The sequence below is a fragment of the Pseudomonas sp. LBUM920 genome (assembly GCF_003852315.1).
Taxonomy (GTDB): domain Bacteria; phylum Pseudomonadota; class Gammaproteobacteria; order Pseudomonadales; family Pseudomonadaceae; genus Aquipseudomonas.
Map to the genome: position 1 here is coordinate 403,875 of NZ_CP027762.1, position 25,461 is coordinate 429,335.

Sequence of the window (25,461 nt, forward strand, 5' to 3'; positions counted from 1 at the left end):
GCGTTGTTATGAACAATCTCCCTCGCTGAAAAACGCCTCTGTAAGAAATTTCACCAAACCTCCAAGCCTTAATTTTCAAGGCTTACACACGCCTTCCAAAAAAATCTCAACAGCTCACGCGCAAAGTTGGCCGCTCGATTGCATATGCTTGTATGTACAAGTAAAGATGTGTGCGTAAGACTCTCCTTCGCACCATCAATGTTCGCGCATCGATCGCCGAGGAGTCTGTTGTGACCAAGCCTACAAAGTACCGTGACGTCGAAATCCGTGCCGCTCGCGGTAACAAGCTCACCGCCAAAAGCTGGCTGACTGAAGCGCCGCTGCGCATGTTGATGAACAACCTCGACCCGCAAGTGGCCGAGAACCCGAAAGAATTGGTGGTGTACGGCGGTATCGGCCGTGCAGCGCGTAACTGGGAGTGCTACGACCAGATCGTCGAAAGCCTCACCAACCTGAATGACGACGAGACCCTGCTGGTGCAATCCGGCAAGCCGGTCGGCGTGTTCAAGACCCACAGCAACGCCCCGCGCGTGCTGATCGCCAACTCCAACCTGGTGCCGCACTGGGCCAGCTGGGAACACTTCAACGAGCTGGATGCCAAGGGCCTGGCCATGTACGGCCAGATGACCGCCGGCAGCTGGATCTACATCGGCAGCCAGGGCATCGTCCAAGGCACCTACGAAACCTTCGTCGAAGCCGGTCGTCAGCATTACAACAGCGACCTGACCGGCCGCTGGGTTCTCACCGCCGGCCTCGGCGGCATGGGCGGCGCGCAGCCATTGGCAGCAACCCTGGCTGGCGCCTGCTCGCTGAACATCGAGTGCCAGCAGGTCAGCATCGACTTCCGCCTGAGCAGCCGCTATGTCGACGAGCAAGCCACCGACCTCGACGACGCCCTGGCGCGCATCGCCAAATACACCAAGGAAGGCAAGGCCATCTCCATCGCCCTGCTGGGTAACGCGGCGGAAATCCTGCCGGAACTGGTCAAGCGCGGCGTGCGCCCGGACATGGTCACCGACCAGACCAGCGCCCACGACCCGCTCAACGGCTACCTGCCGGCCGGCTGGACCTGGGACGAATACCGCGCCCGCGCCAAGACCGAACCGGCTGCTGTAATCAAGGCCGCCAAGCAGTCGATGGCCGTGCACGTCAGAGCCATGCTCGAGTTCCAGAAGCAAGGCATCCCGACCTTCGACTACGGCAACAACATTCGCCAGATGGCCCAGGAAGAAGGCGTGGAAGATGCCTTCGCCTTCCCGGGTTTCGTACCGGCCTACATCCGCCCACTGTTCTGCCGTGGCATCGGCCCGTTCCGTTGGGCTGCACTGTCCGGCGACCCGCAAGACATCTACAAGACCGACGCCAAAGTCAAAGAGCTGATCCCCGACGACGCCCACCTGCACAACTGGCTGGACATGGCGCGCGAGCGCATCAGCTTCCAGGGCCTGCCGGCACGCATCTGCTGGGTTGGCTTGGGCCAGCGCGCCAAGCTGGGCCTGGCGTTCAACGAAATGGTGCGCAGCGGCGAGCTGTCGGCGCCGGTGGTGATCGGCCGTGACCACCTCGACTCCGGCTCGGTAGCCAGCCCGAACCGCGAAACCGAAGCCATGCAGGACGGCTCCGACGCCGTGTCCGACTGGCCACTGCTCAACGCCTTGCTCAACACCGCCAGCGGCGCAACCTGGGTCTCGCTGCACCACGGCGGCGGCGTGGGCATGGGCTTCTCGCAGCATTCGGGCATGGTGATCGTCTGCGACGGCACCGACGAAGCGGCTGAGCGCATTGCTCGCGTACTGCACAACGACCCGGCCACCGGGGTGATGCGTCACGCCGATGCCGGTTACCAGATCGCCATCGACTGCGCCAAAGAGCAGGGCCTTAATCTGCCGATGATCAAGTAAAGACTGGCTCGGTCCTGTGGGAGCCGGGCTTGCCCGCGATGCAGACGACTCGGTTTTTCAGTAAAACCGAGGTGATGCCATCGCAGGCAAGCCAGCTCCCACAGAAGAGCAATCCGCATACAGAACAATCCATCAGAGGTTGAACACACATGGCTGCAAATGACGCACGTGCAAGCACCACCCCGTTGATCGAAAGGCGTTCGATCGACTACATCCCGGAAGCGGAAAGACACGGTCGTCTATTGAGTCAGTTCACCCTGTGGCTGGGTGCCAACCTGCAAATCACTGCGATTGTCACCGGGGCCTTGGCCGTGGTGCTGGGCGGCGATGTGTTCTGGTCGTTGATCGGCCTGTTGATCGGCCAACTGCTGGGCGGCGGCGTGATGGCGCTGCATGCGGCGCAAGGCCCGCAACTGGGCTTGCCGCAGATGATTTCCAGCCGCGTGCAGTTTGGCGTGTATGGCGCGGTGATCCCGCTGGTGCTGGTGTGCCTGATGTACATCGGTTTTTCGGCCAGCGGCTCGCTGCTGGCGGGGCAGGCGGTGGCGCAGCTGCTGCACGTGGAAGACTGGGTCGGCATTGTGCTGTTCGCCGGGCTGATCATGGTGTTCACCGTCTTCGGTTACCGCGTGATCCACGGTATTGGTCGCGTCGCCAGCGTGCTTGGCGTGGTTGCCTTCATCTACCTGTTCTACAAATTGCTCGCCGGTAACGATGTCGGTGCGCTGCTGGGCAACAAGCATTTTTCGCTGAGCAGTTTCCTGCTGGCGATTTCGTTGTCGGCGTCCTGGCAGATTGCGTTCGGCCCATATGTGGCGGACTACTCCCGCTACTTGCCACGCAGCACGCAGGCGTCGAAAACCTTCTGGGCGGTTGGCCTGGGCTCGGTGATCGGGGCGCAGGCGTCGATGGTGTTCGGTGTGTTCGCGGCGGCCCTGGCCGGTGCGCAATTCGCCCACCACGAAGTGTCGTTTATCGTCGGCCTGGGCGGCACCGGCATTGTCGCGGCGCTGCTGTATTTCAGCATCGCCTTCGGCAAGGTCACGGTGACCACGCTTAATGCCTACGGCAGTTTTATGTCCATCGCGACGATCATCAGCGGCTTTCGTGGCAGCCGGCACATTTCGAGTGCGGTGCGCCTGCTGTACATCTTCCTGATGGTGTCGATTGCCGCCGCGCTGGCGCTGCTGGGCAAGGACTCGTTCCTCAAGGATTTCTCCGCGTTCATCCTGTTTCTGCTGGCGTTTTTCACGCCGTGGAGCGCGATCAACCTGGTGGATTTCTACTGCATCACCAAAGAGCGTTACGACATCCCGGCACTCTCCAACCCCAATGGTCGCTACGGCCGCTGGAACTGGATGGGCATCAGCATCTACGTGCTGGGCGTGCTGATCCAGATGCCGTTCATCTCCACGCATTTCTACACCGGCCCATTGGTTGCCAGCCTTGGCGACACCGATATCTCCTGGATCATCGGCCTGGTGGTGCCCGCCGCGCTGTATTACTGGGCCGCGAAAAAGTGGCACAGCGCAATTCCTGAACGACTGATCCTGCCGGTAGAGCAGGGCGCTATACCAACGACAAACGGGCTGGCTGCACAGGCCTGATGGGACGTGGACAGGGCAGGATGCCTACTGACTGCCGTAATCCATTTCAAGATTGGGAGCGTCACAACAATGAAGATGAATAAGACCCTGCTGGCCACGTTGTTCTCTGCAAGCGTGCTGGCGAGTGCCGGCGCCCAGGCGGCTGGTTGGTGTGAATCCGGCAAACCGGTGAAGTTTGCGGGCCTGAATTGGGAAAGCGGCATGTTGCTCACCGACATCCTGCAAACCGTGCTGGAAAAAGGCTACGACTGCAAAACCGACAGCCTGCCGGGTAACTCCATCACCATGGAAAACGCCCTGAGCAGCAACGACATCCAAGTGTTTGCCGAAGAATGGGTCGGCCGCAGCGAAGTCTGGAACAAGGCCGAGAAGGCCGGCAAAGTCGTTGGCGTCGGTGCGCCGGTCGTCGGCGCGGTGGAAGGTTGGTACGTGCCGCGCTACGTGATTGAAGGCGACGCCAAGCGCAAGTTGGAACCCAAGGCGCCGGACCTGAAAACCATCGCCGACCTGGCCAAATACGCCGCGGTGTTCAAGGACCAGGAAGAACCGTCCAAAGGCCGTTTCTACAACTGCCCGGCCGGCTGGACCTGTGAGCTGGACAACAGCGAAATGCTCAAAAGCTACGGCCTGGAAAGCACCTACACCAACTTCCGCCCAGGCACCGGCCCGGCGCTGGATGCGGCGGTGCTGTCGAGCTACAAGCGTGGCGAGCCGATCCTGTTCTACTACTGGTCGCCGACGCCGCTGATGGGCCAGGTCGACCTGGTCAAACTGGAAGAAAAGCCTGGTGTGGATAAAAGCGTGAGCATCAAGGTCGGCTTGTCCAAGACCTTTCACGAGCAAGCGCCAGAGCTGGTGGCCGTGCTGGAGAAGGTCAACCTGCCTATCGACTTGTTGAACCAGAACCTGGGCCGCATGGCCAAAGAGCGAATTGAGTCGCCAAAACTGGCGAAAATTTTCCTCAAGGAACATCCTGAAGTCTGGCACGCATGGGTGAGCGACGACGCAGCCAAGAAAATCGACGCGGCCTTGTAGGTCAAGCGTGTCCGACTACCCTGAGGGGCTGGTCGGACACCCGGCCACAACCCACTGGATCGAGAGCACGATATGTTTCCTGAGAGTTTTACGTTTTCCATCGCCGACTGGGTCAACGGTTGGGTGGACTCACTGGTCACCAACTACGGCGATGTGTTCCGGCACATCTCCGACACCCTGCTGTGGGCCATCGTCAACCTGGAAGGGTTGCTGCGCGCGGCGCCCTGGTGGCTGATGCTGGCCATCGTCGGCGGCATCGCCTGGCATGCTACCCGCAAGGTGCTGACCACCGCGGTGATCGTCGGCCTGCTGTTCCTGGTGGGCGCGGTTGGCCTGTGGGACAAGCTGATGCAAACCCTGGCGCTGATGATGGTCGCCACGGTGATCTCGGTGCTGATCGGCATTCCGCTGGGCATCTTGTCGGCGCGCAGCAATCGCCTGCGCTCGGTGCTGATGCCGTTGCTGGACATCATGCAAACCATGCCGAGCTTCGTGTACCTGATTCCGGTGCTGATGCTGTTCGGCCTGGGCAAGGTGCCGGCGATTTTCGCCACGGTGATCTACGCCGCGCCGCCGCTGATTCGCCTCACCGACCTGGGCATTCGCCAAGTCGACGGCGAAGTCATGGAAGCCATCAACGCCTTTGGCGCCAACCGCTGGCAGCAGCTGTTCGGCGTGCAACTGCCGCTGGCGCTGCCAAGCATCATGGCCGGTATCAACCAGACCACCATGATGGCGTTGTCGATGGTGGTCATCGCCTCGATGATCGGCGCGCGTGGCTTGGGTGAAGACGTGCTCGTCGGCATCCAGACCCTCAATGTTGGTCGTGGCCTCGAAGCCGGGCTGGCGATTGTGATTCTCGCAGTGGTCATCGACCGCATTACCCAGGCCTATGGTCGTCCACGGCATGAGGCGAGCAAATGACTACTGTCAGCAAAATTGAAGTTAAAAACGTCTTCAAGATTTTCGGCAACCGTTCCAAGGACGCCCTGGCCATGGTTGGCCAAGGCAAGACCAAGGACCAGGTACTGGCCGAGACCGGTTGCGTGGTCGGCGTCAACGACTTGTCCCTGAGCATCGGCACCGGCGAGATCTTCGTGATCATGGGCCTGTCGGGCTCCGGCAAATCCACGCTGGTGCGCCACTTCAACCGCCTGATCGACCCTACCAGCGGCGCGATCCTGGTGGACGGCGAAGACATCCTGCAACTGGACATGGAAGCCCTGCGCCAATTCCGTCGGCACAAGATCAGCATGGTGTTCCAGAGCTTCGGCCTGCTGCCCCACAAGAGCGTGCTCGACAACGTCGCCTACGGCCTGAAAGTGCGTGGCGAAACCAAGCAGGTGTGCGCCGAACGCGCGCTGCACTGGATCGAAACCGTGGGCCTCAAAGGCTACGAAAACAAATACCCGCACCAGCTGTCCGGCGGCATGCGCCAGCGTGTGGGCCTGGCCCGCGCCTTGGCGGCCGACACCGACATCATCCTGATGGACGAAGCCTTCAGCGCCCTCGATCCGTTGATCCGCGCCGAGATGCAGGACCAGTTGCTGGAGCTGCAAAAGACCCTGCACAAAACCATCGTGTTCATCACTCACGACCTCGACGAAGCCGTGCGCATCGGCAACCGCATCGCGATCCTCAAGGACGGCAAGCTGATCCAGGTCGGCACGCCGCGCGAGATTCTGCATTCGCCAGCGGATGAGTATGTGGACCGGTTTGTTCAGCGCCGCGCTGCGGTGGTTTGAGCCGGATTGTGTGGTGAGGCTGCGGGCCCTATCGGGGGCAAGCCCCCTCCCACATGTGCAACTGTGAACACCTTCAAAGGTGGGAGGGGGCTTGCCCCCGAAGAGGCCGGTAAGGCTGCACAAGAATTGAAGAAGGTATGAAGATGTCCCAGGCAGCAAAAATCATCATCGCCGACGCTCCCCTGCGCTGGCAGGACGTGGTCGCCGTCGCCCGCTTTGGTGCGCAGCTCGAACTCTCGGGCCACGCCTGGGCGCGCATCGACAATGCCCAGGCCATCGTGCAGCGCATCGTCACCAGCGGCGAGCGCGCCTATGGCGTGAACACCGGCCTGGGCGCGCTGTGCAATGTGTCGCTCAAGGGCGAGCAACTCAGCCAGCTGTCGCGCAATACCTTGCTGAGCCACGCCTGCGGCGTCGGCCCGGTACTGAGTGACGAGCAAACCCGCGCGATTATTTGCGCGGCGATCATCAACTACAGCCACGGCAAATCCGGCTTGCACCCACAGGTGGTGCATTCGCTGCTGGCGCTGCTCAACCACGGCATCACGCCGCAGGTGCCGTCCCAGGGTTCGGTGGGTTACTTGACTCACATGGCCCACGTCGGCGTGGCATTGCTCGGTGTCGGCACGGTGAGCTATCGCGGTCAGATCGTGACAGCGCAAGAAGCATTACAGGCAGAAGGTTTGCAGCCGGTGGTACTCGGCGCCAAAGACGGCCTGTGCCTGGTCAATGGCACGCCGTGCATGACCGGCCTGAGCTGCCTGGCCCTGGCCGACGCACATCATTTGCTGCAATGGGCCGACGTGATCGGCGCCATGAGTTTCGAAGCCCAGCGCGGCCAGATCGACGCGTTCGACGAAGCCATCATCGCCCTCAAGCCGCACCCGGGCATGCAGCAAGTCGGCATCAACCTGCGCGCCTTGCTCGACGGCAGTGAAGTGATCGCCAGCAGCCAAGGCATTCGCACCCAGGACGCTTTGAGCATCCGCTCGATCCCGCACATTCACGGCGCAGCGCGCGACCAGGTCGAACACGCCACGCGCCAGATCGAGACCGAACTCAACAGCGCCACTGACAACCCGCTGGTGCTCGGCACGCCGGACACCTACCGCGTGGTGTCCCAGGCCAACCCGCACGGGCAGTCCGTGGCCTTGGCGGCCGACATGCTCGCCATCGCCATGGCGGAAATCGGCTCGGTGGCCGAGCGCCGCATGGACCGCCTGATCAACCCGCACGTCAGCGGCTTGCCGGCGTTCCTGGTCAGCAACCCTGGGGTCAACTCCGGGATGATGATTGTGCAATACGTCGCCGCCTCGCTGTGCGGGCAGAACCGCCAGCTGGCGCAACCGGCGGTGCTCGACAATTTCGTCACCTCCGGCCTGCAGGAAGATCACCTGAGCATGGGCACCAACGCCGCGCTCAAGCTGCACCAGTTACTGGCCAACGTTACCCAGATTCTCGCCATCGAGTACCTGCTGGCGGCCCAGGCCTTCGAGTTTCTCAAGGACCAGCGTTTCGGCGCGGGCACCGACAGCGCCTTGCGCCTGCTACGTGAAAAAGTCCCACCTTACGAGCAAGACCGCTGGCTGGCGCCGGACATCGCCAGCGCTGCCGCGTTGCTCAAGGACACCGCTTTGCTGCACCACGTATTACCCCATTTGCACTGATTACTTATTCACAAATATTCAGAAGAACAATTCAAAGGAGCATGAATGTGACTGCGCTAAATCTGATTCCAGGCCAACTGAGCCTTGCCCAACTGCGGGCCATCTACCAGCAGCCGGTAACCCTCAGTCTGGATGACAGCGCCACGGCGCAGATCGAAGCCAGTGTTGCCTGCGTGGAGCAGATTCTCGCCGAGAATCGCACCGCCTATGGCATCAACACCGGTTTCGGCCTGCTGGCCTCGACCCGCATCGCAAGCGAAGACCTGGAAAACCTCCAGCGTTCGCTGGTGCTGTCCCACGCCGCCGGCGTTGGTGAGCCGATCAGCGACGCGCTGGTGCGGCTGGTCATGGTGCTCAAGGTCAACAGCCTGAGCCGCGGTTTCTCCGGGATTCGCCGCCAGGTGATCGACGCACTGATCGCACTGATCAACGCCGAGGTGTACCCGCACATCCCACTCAAAGGTTCGGTCGGCGCTTCGGGCGATCTGGCGCCGTTGGCGCACATGTCGCTGGTGCTGCTGGGCGAAGGCAAGGCGCGCTACAAAGGCGAATGGCTGGAAGCCACCGAGGCACTGAAAGTCGCCGGCCTGACGCCGTTGACCCTTGCCGCCAAAGAAGGCCTGGCCCTGCTCAACGGCACTCAGGTGTCCACCGCCTATGCGCTGCGCGGCCTGTTCGAGGGGGAAGACTTGTTCGCCGCTGCACTGGCGTGCGGCGGCCTGACCGTGGAAGCCGTGCTCGGCTCGCGCTCGCCGTTCGACGCGCGTATTCACGCCGCGCGTGGCCAGCGTGGGCAGATCGATTCGGCTGCGGCCTATCGCGACCTGCTCGGCGAAAGCAGCCAGGTCTCCCAGTCGCACCAGAACTGCGACAAGGTGCAAGACCCGTACTCCCTGCGCTGCCAGCCACAAGTCATGGGCGCCTGCCTGACCCAGTTCCGCCAGGCCGCCGACGTGCTGGTGGTAGAAGCCAACGCCGTGTCGGATAACCCGCTGGTGTTTGCCGCCGAAGGCGACGTGATTTCCGGTGGCAACTTCCACGCCGAACCGGTGGCCATGGCGGCTGACAACATGGCGTTGGCCATCGCCGAAATCGGCTCCCTGAGCGAGCGCCGTATCTCGTTGATGATGGACAAACACATGTCGCAATTGCCGCCGTTTTTGGTGGGCAATGGCGGGGTCAACTCCGGCTTCATGATCGCCCAGGTGACTGCTGCTGCCCTCGCCAGCGAGAACAAGGCGCTGTCCCATCCGCACAGCGTGGATAGCCTGCCGACCTCGGCGAACCAGGAAGACCACGTGTCCATGGCCCCGGCTGCGGGCAAACGCCTGTGGGAAATGGCTGAGAACACCCGTGGCATCCTCGCAGTGGAATGGCTGGCCGCGTGCCAGGGCCTGGACCTGCGCGACGGCCTGAAAACCTCGCCGAAGCTGGAGCAAGCCCGTGGCATCCTGCGCGCCAAAGTCGGCTTCTACGACAAGGACCGCTTCTTCGCCCCGGACATCAATGCCGCCAGCGAACTGCTCGGCAGCCGCTGCCTGAACGAGCTGGTGCCGGCCAAGTTGCTGCCGAGCCTCTAAGCTCGCTGCTGTCCAATGTGGGAGCTGTCGAGCCCCTTCGCAGCCTCGCCAAAGCTCGACAGCTCCCACATTTAAGTTGCGATAGCTTTGAATTTTCTCGGGATAACAATAACTAGGGAAGAGAAATGCACCAGCAAGAAAAGGGTTTGAAACGCGGGCTGAACGCCCGACATATTCGCTTCATGGCACTCGGTTCCGCGATCGGCACCGGGCTGTTCTATGGCTCTGCCTCCGCCATACAGATGGCCGGCCCCGCCGTGCTGCTCGCTTACCTGATCGGCGGCGCCGCCGTATTCATGGTGATGCGCGCCCTCGGCGAGATGGCTGTGCACAATCCGGTTGCAGGCTCCTTCGGCCAGTACGCCAGCACCTACCTGGGCCCAATGGCCGGGTTTATCCTCGGCTGGACCTATGCGTTTGAAATGATCATTGTCTGCCTCGCCGACGTCACCGCGTTCGGCATCTACATGGGCTTCTGGTTTCCCGAGGTCGCACGCTGGGTGTGGGTGCTCGGCATTGTGTTTTTAATCGGCGGCCTGAACCTGTGCAACGTCAAAGTGTTTGGCGAGATGGAGTTCTGGCTGTCGCTGCTCAAGGTCGGCGCCATTGTGGCGATGATCCTCGGTGGCTTGGGCATCATGCTGTTTGGCATCCATTCGGCCGGCGACACCCAGGCCAGCGGCATCAGCAACCTGTGGGCCCATGGCGGCTTCATGCCCAACGGCGTTGGCGGCCTGATCGCCTCGTTCGCGGTGGTGATGTTTGCGTTCGGCGGCATCGAAATCATCGGCATCACCGCCGGTGAAGCCAAAGACCCGCAACGCGTGATCCCCAAGGCGATCAACGCGGTGCCGTTGCGCATCCTGCTGTTCTACGTGCTGACGCTATTTGTGTTGATGGCGATCTACCCGTGGCCGCAGATCGGCAGCCAGGGCAGCCCGTTCGTGCAGATCTTCAGCAACCTCGGCATCGGCTCGGCGGCGACCCTCCTTAATATCGTGGTGATCTCGGCGGCCGTCTCGGCCATCAACAGCGACATCTTTGGCGCCGGCCGCATGATGTACGGCCTGGCCCAGCAGGGGCAGGCGCCCAAGGGCTTTGCCCAGCTGTCCAAACAGGGCGTGCCGTGGATGACCGTGGTGGTGATGGGCGCGGCGTTGCTCGGCGGCGTCGTGCTCAATTACCTGATCCCGGAAAACGTGTTTCTGGTGATCGCCTCGATTGCCACCTTTGCCACGGTGTGGGTGTGGCTGATGATTCTGTTCACTCAGGTCGCGATGCGCCGCTCGATGACCAGGGAGCAGGTCGCCGAGCTGAAATTCCCGGTGCCGTTCTGGCCCTATGCGCCCGCAGCGGCCATCGTGTTCATGTTGTTCGTGTTTGGCGTGCTGGGTTACTTCCCGGACACCCAGGCCGCTTTGCTGGTCGGCGCCGTGTGGATCGTGCTGCTCGTCGTCGCTTACCTGCTGTGGGTCAAACCTGCTGCCGGGCAAGCGGCCACGGTTCATTACGACCCGGCTTTGTCTCATCGTTAACTTAGGGAGGCGTTGATGAAAACGCTTTGGCAACACTGCCACGTCGCAACCATGGCAGACGGCAAGTACTCGATCATCGAGGATGCCGCCATGGTCACCGCCCATTCGCTCATCGAGTGGATCGGCCCCCGCAGCCAGGCGCCGACGGCGGATTACGCCCAGGTGCATGACCTGCAAGGCGCGTGGGTCACCCCCGGGCTGATCGACTGCCACACCCACACGGTGTTCGGCGGCAATCGCAGCGGCGAATTCGAGCAGCGCCTTCAAGGCGTGAGCTACGCCGACATCGCGGCCCAGGGCGGCGGTATTGCCAGCACGGTGCGCGCCACCCGCGCGGCCACTGAAGATGAACTGTTTGCCAGCGCGCACAAGCGCCTGCGCAGTTTGCTGCGTGACGGCGTGACCACGGTGGAGATCAAATCCGGCTACGGCCTGGACCTGGTCAACGAGCGCAAGATGTTGCGCGTGGCACGGCGCCTCGGCGAGGCACTGCCGGTCAGCGTGCGCGCCACGTGCCTGGCGGCGCATGCGTTGCCGCCGGAGTACAAGGACCGCGCCGACGATTACATCGACCACATCTGCGACGAGATGCTGCCGGCCCTGGCAGCCGAAGGGCTGGTGGACGCGGTAGACGCCTTCTGCGAATACCTGGCGTTTTCCCCGGAACAGGTCGAGCGTGTGTTCAAGGTCGCCCAGCAGCTTGGCCTGCCGGTGAAGCTGCACGCCGAGCAACTCTCTTCGTTGCATGGCTCAAGCCTGGCCGCGCGTTACCACGCGCTGTCGGCGGACCATCTGGAATTCATGACCGAAGACGACGCCATCGCCATGGCCGCGTCGGGCACCGTCGCCGTGTTGCTGCCGGGCGCGTTCTACTTCCTGCGTGAAACCCAGCTGCCGCCGATGGATGCGCTGCGCAAGCACGGCGTGAAGATTGCCATCGCCAGCGACCTCAACCCAGGCACCTCGCCGGCGCTGTCGGTGCGCCTGATGCTGAACATGGCCTGCACGCTGTTCCGCATGACTCCGGAAGAAGCTTTGGCCGGCGCCACGCAACACGCGGCTACCGCGCTGGGCATGGGCGACACCCACGGTTCGCTGCAAGTGGGCAAGGTCGCCGACTTTGTCGCCTGGCAGATTGATCGCCCCGCCGACCTGGCCTACTGGCTGGGCGGCGAACTGGATAAACGCGTCGTGCGCCACGGCGTCGATGTCACTGTTTAAGGAGCACTGCTGTGGATAAGGTTCTGAACTTCAAACAAGGTCGAGTGCCACTGCTGATCAGCATGCCCCACGCGGGCCTGCGCCTGACGCCTGCGGTGGAAGCCGGATTGATCCCCGAGGCACAAAGCCTGCCGGACACCGACTGGCACATTCCCACGCTGTATGACTTTGCCGAAGACCTGGGCGCCAGCACCTTGTCGGCAGAGTACTCACGGTTTGTGATCGACCTGAACCGGCCATCGGACGATAAGCCGTTGTATGTCGGCGCCACTACCGGGCTGTACCCGGCGACGCTATTCGACGGCGTGCCGTTATTCCGCGAAGGCCTGGAGCCTTCCGCCGAGGAGCGCGCGACCTACCTGCAGAAGATTTGGGGGCCGTACCACCGCGCCCTGCAAGAGGAACTGGCGCGGCTCAAGGCCGAGTTCGGCTACGCGCTGCTGTTTGATGCGCACTCGATTCGCTCGGTGATCCCGCACCTGTTTGAAGGCAAGCTGCCGGACTTCAACCTCGGCACTTTCAACGGCGCCGCCTGTGATCCTGAGCTGGCCAGCCAGCTGGAGGCGATTTGCGCCGCGCATCCGCAGTACACCCATGTGCTCAACGGGCGCTTCAAGGGTGGGCACATCACCCGGCATTACGGCGACCCGGCGCAAGACATCCACGCGGTGCAGCTGGAGTTGTGCCAGAGCACGTACATGGAAGAGATCGAGCCGTTTCGGTATCGCCCTGACTTGGCTGAACCGACCCAGGTGGTATTGAAGCAGTTGCTGCAAGGGGTGTTGGCCTGGGGACAGAAGCACTACCGTTAAACTTTCGGTACTGCTGAAATAGCTTTCGCGAGCAAGCCCGCTCCCACATTTGGCCGCGTTCCAACATGAGAATGCGGTGTAAAGGTGGGAGCTGGCTTGCCTGCGATGAGGCCTCACAGTCGCCGCAGTGCAATTGCCGGTCGCCACAGGTCGCTTTCACCAAAGCCCCGCTGGGTAATGTTGTGGATAGGGCGCGTCAGACGCCACTTCCCACAATAACGCTGCCGAGTGAGACCTCTTTTCATGAAAAGACTGTTCAACCGTTACCTGTTGACCCTCACCGGCGCCGCACTGCTCAGTGCGCACGCCATGGCTGCGGAACCGGCCTCCTGCAAAACCGTGCGCATGGGCGTGGTCAGTTGGACTGACGTGGTCGCCACCTCCGGCATGGCCGACGTGTTGCTCAATGGCCTGGGCTACGACAGCAAACAGACCAGCGCTGTGCAACAGATCATTTTTGCCGGCATCCGCGACAAGCGCCTGGATATTTTCCTCGGCTACTGGAAACCGGCGATGGACAACAACATCGCGCCATTCCTGGCCGCCAAGCAGGTCAAGGTCTTCGATACGCCCAGCTTGTCTGACGCCCAGGCCACTCTGGCGGTGCCGCAATACGTGGCCGATGCCGGGCTGAAAACCTTCGCCGACATTGCGCGCTTCAAGGACAAGCTGGGCGCCAAGATCTACGGCATCGAGCCCGGCAGCGGCGCGAATACCGATATCCAGAAAATGATCGACACCAACCACTTCGGCCTGGGCGGCTTCAAGCTGGTTGCCTCCGGTGAAGCGGGCATGCTCGCGGCCGTGCAGCGTGCGGTAAACCGCAAAGAGTTTGTCGTGTTTGTCGGTTGGACCCCGCACCCGATGAACATCAACATGAAAATGGCTTACCTCACCGGCAGCGAGGATGTATTTGGGGCTGACGAAGGCCGGGCCACGGTGTCCACCGTGACCGCGCCGGATTTCGCCCAGCGTTGCCCGAACGCCAACCGCCTGTTGGAAAATCTGACCTTCACCGCCGCGCAGGAAAGTCAGTTGATGGTGCCGATCATGGAGCGCCAATCGCCGCAGGACGTGGCCAAGCAATGGTTGCGCGACCACCCGGAGGATTTGCAGCGCTGGCTGGCTGGGGTAGCAGCGTTTGATGGCGGCGATGGCGTCGCGGCCGTCAAGGCCAGCCTCAAACCCTAAGCCAGGCACGGTAGCTCAAACAACACAGGGCAAATGTGGGAGCGGGCTTGCCCGCGATGGCGGTGTATCAGGTCATACACAAGTGGCTGACACACCGCTGTCGCAGGCAAGCCCGCTCCCGCACTTGATCTACAGCGATTAGGGATATTTGCGCATGTATCCGATTTCTCCGCAGCTTGCGGCCTTCGTCACTAAAACCGAATCTTTCAGCAGCGACGACTCGTCGCTCGCAGGTTTACGCCGCAACTACGACCGCATGTGCCAGGCATTCACCCCGCCGAAGCCAGAAGGGCTGCAAGTCTCTGACTTTGCCCTCGGTGCAGTCGGCGTGCGCAGCTATCTCCCTTCGGCGCCCTCGCCAACCGAAGGCTGGCCATGCCTCCTTTATATGCACGGCGGCGGCTGGGTGGTCGGCGGGCTGGATTCCCATGACTTCATTTGCTTCGAACTGGCCAGCACGCTTGAAGTACTGGTGATCGCCATCGACTACCGCCTGGCGCCGGAACACCCGTTCCCGGCGGCGTACCAGGACTGCCGCGCAGTGTGGCAGGCCATCCAGGCCGGGCAGGGGCCGCACGCGATCAACCTGCAGCGCCTGGTGGTGATGGGCGACAGCGCGGGCGGCAATCTGGCCGCGGCGTTGTGCCTGGGTTTGCGCGATGACGGCCAACCGCTGCCCCGCGCCCAAGTGCTGATTTACCCAGGTTTGGGCGGCGCGGCGGACCTGCCGTCGCGCCGCGACTGCAGGGATGCGCCCTTGCTCAGTACCGCCGACACCGACTGCTACCTGGCGCTCTACTTGCCGGGCGCAGACACGCCTTCGGCCTATGCCATGCCACTGCTGGCCAAGGACTTCAGCGGTTTACCCAAGGCGCTGATCGCCGTGGCCCAGTTCGACCCGCTGCGCGATGACGGCATGCTGTATGCCGAACGCCTGCGGGCGGCGACTGTGGAGGCTGTGTTGTACCCCGGCAAAGGCCTGGTCCACGGCTGTTTGCGCGCGCGCGGCCACGTGGCGCAGGTGGATCAGCTCTACGACTATCTGCTGGGGTACGTGCGGCGCTGTCTGGGGAGCGAAGGGCTGACACAGGTCTAAGTGCTCAAGGACATGCTCATTGCACAATTCGGGTTTATGATGCCAGACGGCAAAAATAATAGACGTCCCCTCAGGGATGAACCCGACACCCTACGGAGCGCGCAATGCAGACTTGGTACCCGCAGATCAAACCCTACGCCCGGCACGATCTGGCCGTCGATGACACCCACACGCTGTACGTCGATGAAAGTGGCTCCCCCGAAGGCTTGCCCGTCGTCTTTATCCACGGTGGCCCAGGCTCCGGCTGCGACGCCCAGAGCCGCTGCTACTTTGATCCGAACCTGTACCGCATTGTCACCTTCGACCAGCGCGGCTGCGGACGCTCCACGCCTCGCGCCAGCCTGGAAAACAACACCACCTGGGACCTGGTCGCCGACCTTGAGCGCATTCGCGAGCACCTGGGCATCGAAAAGTGGGTGCTGTTTGGCGGCTCCTGGGGCTCGACCCTGTCGCTGGCTTACGCGCAAACCCATCCCGAGCGCGTGCATGGCCTGATCCTGCGCGGAATCTTCCTGGCTCGCGACCAGGACATTCACTGGTTTTACCAGGAAGGCGCGAGCCGCATGTTCCCGGATTACTGGCAGGACTACCTGGCACCGATCCCGGCGGATGAGCGTCACGACTTGGTCGCCGCGTACCACAAACGCCTGACCGGCAACGACCAGATCGCCCAGATGCACGCTGCCAAGGCGTGGTCCGGCTGGGAAGGCCGCATGCTGGGCCTGTGCCCGAGCCCGCAGCATGTCGAGCGGTTTTCCGAGCCGCAGCGCGCGCTGTCGATCGCACGTATCGAGTGCCACTACTTCACCAACAACTCCTTCCTGGAGCCCAACCAGCTGATTCGCGATATGCACAAGATCGCCCACTTGCCTGGCGTAATCATTCACGGGCGCTACGATATGATCTGCCCGCTGGACAATGCCTGGGAGCTGCATCAGGCGTGGCCCAACAGTGAGCTGCAGGTGATCCGCGAGGCCGGGCATGCCGCGTCCGAGCCCGGCATCACCGATGCGTTGGTGCGTGCAACCGGCGAAATGGCACGGCGCCTGCTTGATCTGCCGCCAGAAGAAGCATGAAGGGCCTGTTGCAACGGGTGCGTGGCGCCCGCGTCGAGGTGGCGGGCGAGGTCGTAGGCGCAATTGACCAGGGTTTGCTGGTGCTTGTCGCCGTTGAGCCTTCAGATACCCCAGAGAGCGCCGACAAACTGTTACACAAGCTGCTTAACTACCGGGTATTCAGTGATGACGAGGGCAAGATGAACCTGTCCTTGAAGGACATTGGCGGTGGTTTGCTGCTGGTGTCGCAGTTCACCCTGGCGGCGGATACCAAAAGCGGCCTGCGGCCGAGCTTCTCCACCGCGGCCCCTCCGGCGCTGGGAGCAACGCTTTTTGAGCACTTGCTGTTACAAGCGCAACAATTGCATGGCAAGGTGGCGTCAGGGCGTTTTGGGGCGGATATGCAGGTGCATTTGGTCAATGATGGCCCTGTGACCTTCCTCTTACAGACATGAATGTATTAAAAACGACGTTAATGCCTAAAAACGCAGGGTTTCGCTACAAATACTTCGTTGTCCCTGATGCGTTGTTTCGCGGGCTACTAGATAATCGCGCGCTACGGGGATCAGCGTTGTTTGGTCCATTTTTGACTTAGGTAGAGACTTGTCCGACAAACCAATGGGGAATCATTTTGACCCAAGGGAGTCGGAACAATGCTCGCCAACCTGGCATATAGATAGCTGGCCGTTGGTTTTTTGATCTGTTTTCGGCGAGGGTTGCTCGTGATTGTTAGTCCCTGTAATGCACCAAAATTGTCTGCCAAACGGTTACGAAACGCACTGGTGACGGGCTCCGCCCTGTTTTGCCTGTTCGGCGCGGGTCAACTGTGGGCATTCAGTCTGGATGATGTGTCGGCCAAGGCAAAAGAGCTGGCCGGGCAGAAATACGAAGCTCCGCGCAGCAATCTGCCGAACGAATTTCGCGAAATGAAATTCGCCGACTATCAGAAGATTCGTTTCCGTAACGAAAAAGCCGAGTGGGCCGATCAAAACACGCCGTTCAAGCTGTCCTTCTATCACCAGGGCATGCATTTCGACACGCCGGTGAAAATCAACGAAGTCACCGCCGACACCGTTCAGGAAATCAAATACGACCCGACGCGTTTCGATTTCGGCGACGTGAAATACGATCCCAAGTCCACTGAACAGCTGGGTTATGCCGGTTTCCGTGTGCTGTACCCGATCAACACGCCTGACAAGCAAGACGAAATCATGACCATGCTCGGCGCCAGCTACTTCCGCGTCGTCGGCAAAGGCCAGTCGTATGGCCTGTCGGCCCGTGGCATGGCGATCGACACTGCATTGCCGTCCGGTGAAGAGTTTCCGCGTTTCACCGAATTCTGGATCGAGCGTCCAAAACCGGGTGAAAAGCAGTTGGTGATTTTCGCCTTGCTGGACTCCCCACGCGCCACCGGCGCCTATCGCCTGACCCTGCGCCCTGGCACCGACACCGTTGTCGACGTCAAGTCCCAGATGTTCCTGCGCGACAAGGTCAGCAAACTGGGCGTTGCCCCGCTGACCAGCATGTTCCTGTTTGGCGCGAACCAGCCGTCGAAGGTGCTCAACTACCGTCGTGAACTGCACGATTCCAGCGGTCTGTCGATCCATGCCGGCAACGGTGAGTGGATCTGGCGCCCTCTGAACAACCCTAAACATCTGTCGGTCAGCAACTTCACCATCGAAAACCCGCGTGGTTTCGGCCTGCTGCAACGCGGCCGCGACTTCAGCCACTACGAAGACCTGGACGACAACTACGACAAGCGCCCAAGCGCCTGGATCGAGCCTGAAGGCGACTGGGGCAAGGGTTCCGTCGATTTGGTAGAGATTCCTACCGCCGATGAAACCAACGACAACATCGTTGCGTTCTGGAGCCCGGCCGAGCTGCCAAAAGTCGGCGAGCCGCTGGACATCAGCTACCGCTTGCACTGGACCATGGACGAGAAAGCCCTGCACCCGGCCGACAGCGCCTGGGTCAAGCAAACCTTGCGCTCCACCGGTGACGTGAAGCAGTCCAACCTGATCCGTCAGCCGGACGGCAGCGTGGCCTACCTGGTTGACTTCGAGGGCCCGTCCCTCAAAGCCCTGCCGGCAGACGCCGCGGTGCGCAGCCAGGTGAGTGTCGGCGACAATGCCGAAATCGTTGAAAACAGCGTGCGTTACAACGAACACACCAAAGGCTGGCGCTTGACCCTGCGGATGAAGATCAAGGACGCAGGCAAACCGACTGAAATGCGTGCAGCCCTGGTCCAGGAGATCCCGCAGCCGGAGCCTGAGAAAGCGTCGACCCAAGTGATCAAGGCCGACAAGCTCCTGGCCAAGCAACACGAGAAACAGGCCAAGAAAGAAGCTAAAGAAGCAAAAGAAGCAAAAGACGCGAAAGAAGCCAAAGACAAGGAAGCCAAGCAGCCAGAAGCTGCCCCGGCCACGCCACTCTCTAATCCGGAGCCGGCCAAGACAGAACACGTCCTGACCGAAACCTGGAGCTATCAGTTGCCTGCCGATGAGTAATTCTCAAGCCACGCCCGAGACTCTGTCCGAGTACCTGGCGCACCTCCCGATGACCGCCGAGCAGCGCGCCGAACTGGCGGGCTGCACGTCCTTCAGCGAGCTGCATGAGCGGCTTTCGTCGGCGACCTTCGACGCACCAGCCGACGCTGCCCAAGCGTCGGTCGGCCGTCGGCTGACCCTCAACACCGCCGAAGAGCTGCAAGACGCAGAAATGCTTGCGCTCGACGCCAGTGGCCGGGTTTGCCTGAAGGCTACGCCGCCGATTCGTCGGACCAAAGTGGTGCCTGAGCCTTGGCGCACCAACATTCTGGTGCGCGGTTGGCGCCGGATGACCGGTCGCACCAACCCGCCGAAGCCGCCCAAAGACGAGCGTGTACTGCCGGCCGCGCGCTGGCGTACCGTCGGTTCGATCCGCCGCTACATCCTGCTGATTTTGATGCTCGGTCAGACCATCGTTGCCGGCTGGTACATGAAAGGCATCATGCCGTACCAGGGCTGGTCACTGGTCGACTTCGACGAAGTGCGCAACCAGACCTTGCTGCAAACCGCGACCCAAGTCCTGCCTTACGCCCTGCAAACCAGCATCCTGATCATGTTCGGGATCTTGTTCTGCTGGGTCTCGGCCGGTTTCTGGACCGCGCTGATGGGCTTTCTGGAACTGCTGACCGGTCACGATAAATACCGGATTTCCGGTAAGAGTGCCGGTGACGAGCCGATCCCGAAGGATGCGCGTACCGCGCTGGTGATGCCCATCTGCAACGAAGACGTGCCGCGGGTGTTTGCCGGTCTGCGCGCCACCTTCGAGTCGGTGGCCGCCACAGGCGACCTGGACCGTTTCGATTTCTTCGTACTCAGCGACAGTAACGAAGCCGATATCTGCATCGCCGAACAGCAAGCCTGGCTTGACGTGTGCCGCGAAGCCGGGGGTTTCGGCAAGATCTTCTATCGCCGCCGTCGCCGTCGCGTCAAACGCAAAAGCGGCAACCTCGACGACTTCTGCCGTCGCTGGGGCGGTGACTACAAGTACATGGTGGTCCTCGACGCCGACAGCGTGATGAGCGGCGAATGCCTGACCAGCCTGGTGCGCCTGATGGAAGCCACGCCGGATGCCGGGATTATCCAGACCGCGCCGCGTGCGTCGGGCATGGACACCCTGTATGCGCGCATGCAACAGTTCGCCACCCGTGTGTACGGCCCGCTGTTTACCGCCGGCCTGCACTTCTGGCAGTTGGGTGAATCCCACTACTGGGGCCACAACGCGATCATCCGCATGAAGCCGTTTATCGAGCACTGCGCCCTGGCGCCGTTGCCGGGTAAAGGCGCGTTTGCCGGTGCGATCCTCTCTCACGACTTCGTTGAAGCAGCGCTGATGCGCCGTGCCGGCTGGGGCGTGTGGATTGCCTACGACTTGCCGGGCAGCTACGAAGAACTGCCGCCGAACCTGCTGGACGAACTCAAGCGTGACCGTCGCTGGTGTCACGGTAACCTGATGAACTTCCGCCTGTTCCTGGTAAAAGGCATGCACCCGGTGCACCGCGCGGTGTTCCTGACCGGCGTGATGTCGTACCTGTCGGCGCCGTTGTGGTTCTTCTTCCTGGTGCTGTCGACGGCGTTGCTGGCGGTGAACACCCTGATGGAGCCGCAGTACTTCATGGCACCACGCCAGTTGTACCCGCTGTGGCCGCAATGGCATCCGGACAAGGCGGTGGCGCTGTTCTCCACCACCATCGTGCTGTTGTTCCTGCCCAAACTGCTGAGCATCATCCTGATCTGGGCCAAGGGCGCGAAAGAGTTCGGCGGCAAGTTCAAGGTGACCTTGTCGATGCTGCTGGAGATGCTGTTCTCGATGCTGCTGGCGCCGGTGCGGATGATCTTCCACACCCGTTTCGTGCTCGCCGCGTTCCTCGGCTGGGCTGCGACCTGGAACTCGCCGCAGCGTGACGACGACTCCACGCCGTGGAGCGAGGCGGTCAAGCGTCACGGCCCGCAAACATTGCTCGGCTTCCTCTGGGCGTTGTTGGTGGTGTGGCTGAACCCAAGCTTCCTGTGGTGGCTGATCCCGATTGTCGGCTCGCTGATGCTGTCGATTCCGGTGTCGGTGATTTCCAGCCGCGTGAAACTGGGCCTCAAGTCCCGCGACGAGAGCCTGTTCCTGATCCCTGAGGAATACAATCCGCCGCAAGCCTTGCTGTCGACCGAGAAGTACACCCACGAAAATCGTTGGCACGCGCTGAACGACGGGTTTGTGCGTTCGGTCGTCGACCCGCAGCAGAATGCGCTGGCCTGCGCCCTGGCGACCTCGCGTCACCGTGAAGCGGAGCCGATCGAGCATCTGCGTCAGGAGCGTGTCCGCCACGCATTGAAAGTCGGCCCTGCCGGCCTCAACAACGGCGAACGCGTGGCGCTGCTCAGCGATCCGGTCGCCCTGGCTCGTCTGCACCAGCAAGTCTGGAGCGAAGGCCACGCCGAGTGGCTGGACGCCTGGCGTGCATCGATCAAGGCAGACCCGCACGCGCCTTTGCTGCCGCTGCAACCGCTGTCGTCCCAGGCTCAACCGGCCTGATTCATACGCCCCCGAGGGCCCACCTCGGGGGCGTTTGAAGCGCTGGTCCTACAGCGTTTCGCGCTTCTTCCTCTAAGCACTAACGCCTCGTTATTTCGAAACAAAAGTCCTTTGTTCGCGACGTATTGCCGTGCCTGTGGCTGGGTTAGCATCGCCCCCTCGAATTGACGAGGTCACAGGGGGAATCATGAGCAAGAGCTATTGTTGGGCGTGGCTGGCAGGCGCTGTCGCATGGGTGTACGCGGGCCTGTTGAGTGCCGGCGCCCTGGATGACGCCGTGCGCCGTGGCGTGCTCAAAGTCGGTACCACGCCCGCCTATGTGCCCTTCGAGATGAAGGACAAGCAGGGGCGCATCGTTGGCTTCGAGATCGACTTGCTCCAGGCCATGAGCCATGCCCTGGGCGTCCAACTTGAATTGGTCACGATGCCCTATGCCGACCTGGTACCGGGATTGATGGCGAAGAAGTTCGATCTGATCGGCAGCGGCATGACGGTCACGCAAGAGCGCAATCTGAAGCTGAATTTCAGCGACTCCTTCATCGTGGTTGGCCAAACCGCGCTGCTGCATCCGAGCCTGGCCGGCAAAATTTCCAGTATCGAAGACCTGGATGAGGCGGGTTACCGGATCGCCGCCACGGCAGGTACGACCGGAGAGGCAGCGGCGCGACGTTTGCTCGGGGCGGCCCGATTGAGCAGTTTCGCCACCGCGCAAGAGGGCGTGCGGCAGGTGGTGGAGGGTAAGGCCGATGCCTTCATTCATGACGCGCCCTACAACCTGATCGCAATGGCCCGGCCGGAAAACCGCACACTGTTGGCACTTGAACAGCCGTTTACCTTTGAGCCTCTGGCGTTCGGGTTGAAAAAGGGTGATTACGACAGCCTCAATTGGATCAACCACTTCCTCAGCCAGGTGGCCCAGGACGGGACCTACGATCGCCTGCACGACAAGTGGTTCAAGGACACCGCCTGGATGGCCGAGATCGACTGATCGTCATAACCACTTATCTATCAAGACGTTGCCGCGCTCGCCCGCTGAACCTGTCTAACCCAGCGCGTCGCTGCACCGTTGTGGGGCTTTTCCGACATACGCAGGGAACATTTACCCGCGAAACCTTTGTGACGGGCAGCGAGTGGGGTAGGATCGCACCCCGAATTGGTGCAGCCCTTTTGCGCGCCGACTTTATAAGAACCGTTCAGGGGACTTGATGATGAAAAAGTATCTTTCGATGCTGATGCTCGGCGTCACCGCGCTGGTCGCGGCCACTGCGGCTCACGCTGGCGCCATCGATGATGCGGTCAAGCGCGGCACGCTGAAAGTCGGCATGGACCCGACCTACATGCCGTTCGAAATGACAGACAAGCGCGGTGAAATCATCGGCTTTGAAGTCGACATCCTCAAGGCAATGGCTAAATCGATGGGCGTCAAACTGGAGCTGGTGTCGACCGGTTACGACGGCATCATCCCGGCCTTCCTGACCGGCAAGTTCGACATGATCGGCAGCGGCATGACCCTGACTCAAGAGCGCAACCTGCGACTCAATTTCAGCGAACCTTTCATCGTGGTCGGCCAGACGCTGCTGATTCGCAAGGACCTGGAAGGCACCATCAAGACCTACAAAGACCTCAACGATGAGAAATACCGCCTGACCTCCAAGCTGGGCACCACCGGCGAGATGGTCGCCAAAAAGCTGATCTCCAAAGCCAAGTACCACGGCTACGACAACGAGCAGGAAGGCGTGCTCGACGTGGTCAACGGCAAGGCAGATGCCTTTGTGTATGACGCGCCGTACAACGTGGTTGCCGAGAAAAAGGTCGGCAACGGCAAATTGGTGTTCCTGGAAGAACCCTTCACGTTCGAGCCGTTGGCGTTTGGCCTGAAAAAAGGCGATTACGACAGCCTCAACTACATCAATAACTTCCTGCACCAGATCCGCAACGACGGCACCTACGATCGCATCCATGACAAGTGGTTCAAGAGCGCCGAGTGGCTCAAGGACATGGAATAAGGGCTGACACCCAGTCGACTTCATCGCAGGCAAGCCCGCTCCCACAGTTGAAATGCGTTCCCTTGTGGGAGCGGGCTTGCCCGCGATGACGGCATGCCAGGCGATACATCTTCGGAAAGTGAAATGAAACAGAAAAAAGCCCAATGGCCTTGGCACCTGCTGACCGTGGTCGTGCTGGTTGGCCTGGCTGGCGCGTTGTACTACGCCACTTCGCTGATGTCTTACGAGTGGCGCTGGAACCGCGTGCCGCAGTACTTCGCCTATCAAGCCGAAACGTCCCAGCGCGCCGCCGACATTTCCACCGTGGTGGAACTGGTGCGCAAAGGCGGCGTCGCTGAAGTGACCCTGCGCAACGACGCCGGCACCGAGCAAAAGCTCACCGTAGCCGACAACAGCCTGCAAGTGTCGCGTGGCGATGATGTCGCCGAAGGCGACGTGGTGGGCGTGAACCGGTATTGGGCGCTGGGGCCGTTGATGTGGGGCCTGTGGACCACATTGTGGCTCTCGGTGGTGTCCGGCATTCTCGGCCTGGCGATCGGCTTGGCAACCGGCCTGTGCCGTCTGTCCAATAACCCGACCTTGCGCGACCTGTCGACTATCTACGTCGAGCTGGTGCGCGGGACGCCGCTGTTGGTGCAGATATTCATTTTCTATTTCTTCATCGGCACGGTGCTCAACCTGTCGCGGGAGTTTGCCGGGATCGCGGCACTGTCGCTGTTCACTGGCGCTTATGTGGCGGAAATCGTGCGCGCCGGTGTGCAGTCGATCACCCGTGGCCAGAATGAAGCCGCGCGTTCGCTGGGCCTCAGTGCCAGCCAGTCGATGCGCCATGTGGTATTGCCGCAAGCGTTCAAACGCGTGCTGCCGCCTTTGGCCGGGCAATTTATCAGCCTGGTCAAGGACACGTCGCTGGTGTCGGTAATCGCGATTACCGAGCTGCTCAAAAGTGGTCGCGAAGTGATCACCACCTCGTTCTCGCCGTTTGAAATCCTGTTCTGTGTGGCAGGCCTGTACCTGCTGATCAACCTGCCGCTGTCAAAAATGGCCAGCCGGCTTGAGCGGAGGCTCGCGCAAAGTGATTGAAGTCCGCGATCTGGTAAAAGTCTTCGACACCCGTGGTCACGTGGTGCGCGCGGTGGACCACGTCACCACTCACGTCGCCAAGGGCGAAGTGCTGGTGGTGATCGGCCCGTCGGGTTCCGGCAAATCCACCTTCCTGCGTTGCCTGAATGGGTTGGAAGCATTTGACTCGGGCTCCGTCAGCATTGACGGCTTGCAACTGGCTGACCCGAAAACCGACGTGAACGCCTACCGCCGCGAAGTTGGCATGGTGTTCCAGCATTTCAACTTGTTCCCGCACATGACCGTGCTGGAAAACCTGTGCCTGGCGCAAAAAGTCGTGCGCAAGCGCGGCAAACAAGAGCGCGAGGCCAAGGCGCTGGCGCTGCTCGAAAAGGTCGGTATTGCGCAAAAGGCCAACGAGTTTCCGTCACGTTTGTCTGGTGGACAGCAACAGCGTGTGGCCATCGCCCGAGCGTTGGCAATGGAACCCAAGGTCATGCTGTTTGACGAGCCCACTTCGGCGCTGGACCCGGAAATGGTCGGTGAAGTGCTGGACGTGATGAAGACCCTCGCCCTGGAAGGCATGACCATGGTCTGCGTCACCCACGAAATGGGTTTTGCCCGCGAAGTGGCCGACCGTGTGCTGTTTTTCGATCATGGCAAATTGCTGGAAGACGCGTCCCCTGCTGCGTTCTTTGACGCGCCGAAAGACCCGCGGGCCCAGGCCTTCCTGCGCCAGGTCCTGTAAACCTCACGGCCGGGCCCGACGAGGTCAACTGAGCACCGGCCGCCGCAGTGCGTGGCGACACGCACCGCACCCTCATCACACTGCGATTGATTTGCTCCGGCACTGCATTGTGCGGTGCCTGCAAGCGGTT

The 25,461-nt window shown here is 61.5% G+C and carries 19 protein-coding genes and 1 pseudogene; all 20 read left to right on the forward strand.

The window, feature by feature from the left end:
* Positions 1-230: 230 nt before the first annotated feature.
* The 20 genes and pseudogenes from hutU to C4J83_RS01875 all read left to right on the forward strand — a co-directional run bounded on the left by hutU (position 231) and on the right by C4J83_RS01875 (position 25,331).
* Positions 231-1,901, forward strand: a complete 1,671-nt coding sequence (gene hutU / locus C4J83_RS01780; RefSeq protein ID WP_119738101.1) for a urocanate hydratase — start codon at positions 231-233, stop codon at positions 1,899-1,901.
* Between the two features lie 149 nt (positions 1,902-2,050).
* On the forward strand, positions 2,051-3,508 hold the full coding sequence (locus tag C4J83_RS01785) for a purine-cytosine permease family protein (RefSeq protein WP_124416213.1): 1,458 nt from the start codon (positions 2,051-2,053) through the stop codon (positions 3,506-3,508).
* Between the two features lie 69 nt (positions 3,509-3,577).
* Positions 3,578-4,543: an ABC transporter substrate-binding protein gene (locus C4J83_RS01790; RefSeq protein WP_124416214.1), complete on the forward strand. Its 966-nt coding sequence runs from the start codon at positions 3,578-3,580 to the stop codon at positions 4,541-4,543.
* A 72-nt stretch (positions 4,544-4,615) separates the two neighbouring features.
* Positions 4,616-5,467, forward strand: coding sequence for an ABC transporter permease (locus C4J83_RS01795; RefSeq protein ID WP_058411854.1), 852 nt, complete (start codon positions 4,616-4,618; stop codon positions 5,465-5,467).
* The gene (locus tag C4J83_RS01800; protein ID WP_106577492.1) at positions 5,464-6,288 is read left to right on the forward strand and encodes a quaternary amine ABC transporter ATP-binding protein; all 825 of its coding nucleotides are present in this window, start codon (positions 5,464-5,466) and stop codon (positions 6,286-6,288) included. The genes C4J83_RS01795 and C4J83_RS01800 overlap by 4 nt, the downstream gene beginning before the upstream one ends.
* A 143-nt stretch (positions 6,289-6,431) precedes the next feature.
* Complete coding sequence (locus C4J83_RS01805; protein ID WP_124418826.1) at positions 6,432-7,955, forward strand: HAL/PAL/TAL family ammonia-lyase; 1,524 nt, start codon at positions 6,432-6,434, stop codon at positions 7,953-7,955.
* Between the two features lie 41 nt (positions 7,956-7,996).
* A complete protein-coding gene (hutH, locus tag C4J83_RS01810) occupies positions 7,997-9,535 on the forward strand; it encodes a histidine ammonia-lyase (protein ID WP_124416215.1) in 1,539 nt (512 codons plus the stop codon).
* A 125-nt stretch (positions 9,536-9,660) separates the two neighbouring features.
* Positions 9,661-11,070 (forward strand): amino acid permease, encoded by a 1,410-nt coding sequence (locus tag C4J83_RS01815; RefSeq protein WP_119738095.1) that lies wholly within the window; start codon positions 9,661-9,663, stop codon positions 11,068-11,070.
* 15 nt (positions 11,071-11,085) lie between these two features.
* Positions 11,086-12,291, forward strand: coding sequence for an imidazolonepropionase (gene hutI, locus C4J83_RS01820; RefSeq protein WP_124416216.1), 1,206 nt, complete (start codon positions 11,086-11,088; stop codon positions 12,289-12,291).
* 11 nt (positions 12,292-12,302) lie between these two features.
* Positions 12,303-13,103: an N-formylglutamate deformylase gene (hutG, locus tag C4J83_RS01825; RefSeq protein ID WP_124416217.1), complete on the forward strand. Its 801-nt coding sequence runs from the start codon at positions 12,303-12,305 to the stop codon at positions 13,101-13,103.
* 243 nt (positions 13,104-13,346) lie between these two features.
* Positions 13,347-14,294, forward strand: a complete 948-nt coding sequence (locus tag C4J83_RS01830) for a choline ABC transporter substrate-binding protein (protein WP_124416218.1) — start codon at positions 13,347-13,349, stop codon at positions 14,292-14,294.
* Between the two features lie 154 nt (positions 14,295-14,448).
* Positions 14,449-15,390 carry an alpha/beta hydrolase gene (locus C4J83_RS01835; protein WP_124416219.1) on the forward strand — a complete coding sequence of 314 codons (942 nt, stop codon included), beginning with the start codon at positions 14,449-14,451 and terminating at the stop codon, positions 15,388-15,390.
* Between the two features lie 104 nt (positions 15,391-15,494).
* The gene (pip, locus tag C4J83_RS01840) at positions 15,495-16,466 is read left to right on the forward strand and encodes a prolyl aminopeptidase (protein WP_119738084.1); all 972 of its coding nucleotides are present in this window, start codon (positions 15,495-15,497) and stop codon (positions 16,464-16,466) included.
* Positions 16,463-16,900, forward strand: a complete 438-nt coding sequence (gene dtd / locus C4J83_RS01845; RefSeq protein ID WP_124416220.1) for a D-aminoacyl-tRNA deacylase — start codon at positions 16,463-16,465, stop codon at positions 16,898-16,900. Before pip ends, dtd begins: the two co-directional genes overlap by 4 nt.
* 267 nt (positions 16,901-17,167) lie before the next feature.
* A complete protein-coding gene (locus C4J83_RS01850; RefSeq protein WP_124416221.1) occupies positions 17,168-18,952 on the forward strand; it encodes a glucan biosynthesis protein G in 1,785 nt (594 codons plus the stop codon).
* Positions 18,945-21,553 (forward strand): annotated as a pseudogene (mdoH, locus tag C4J83_RS01855) (glucans biosynthesis glucosyltransferase MdoH). Before C4J83_RS01850 ends, mdoH begins: the two are co-directional and overlap by 8 nt.
* A gap of 149 nt (positions 21,554-21,702) precedes the next feature.
* Entirely contained in the window at positions 21,703-22,503 is an 801-nt protein-coding gene (locus C4J83_RS01860; RefSeq protein ID WP_124416222.1) for a transporter substrate-binding domain-containing protein, read from the forward strand.
* Positions 22,504-22,723: 220 nt separating this feature from the next.
* A complete protein-coding gene (locus C4J83_RS01865) occupies positions 22,724-23,521 on the forward strand; it encodes a transporter substrate-binding domain-containing protein (protein WP_106577502.1) in 798 nt (265 codons plus the stop codon).
* A gap of 123 nt (positions 23,522-23,644) precedes the next feature.
* Positions 23,645-24,604, forward strand: a complete 960-nt coding sequence (locus tag C4J83_RS01870; RefSeq protein WP_124416223.1) for an amino acid ABC transporter permease — start codon at positions 23,645-23,647, stop codon at positions 24,602-24,604.
* Positions 24,597-25,331, forward strand: coding sequence for an amino acid ABC transporter ATP-binding protein (locus C4J83_RS01875; RefSeq protein WP_106577504.1), 735 nt, complete (start codon positions 24,597-24,599; stop codon positions 25,329-25,331). The genes C4J83_RS01870 and C4J83_RS01875 overlap by 8 nt, the downstream gene beginning before the upstream one ends.
* The last annotated feature ends 130 nt before the right edge of the window (positions 25,332-25,461 follow it).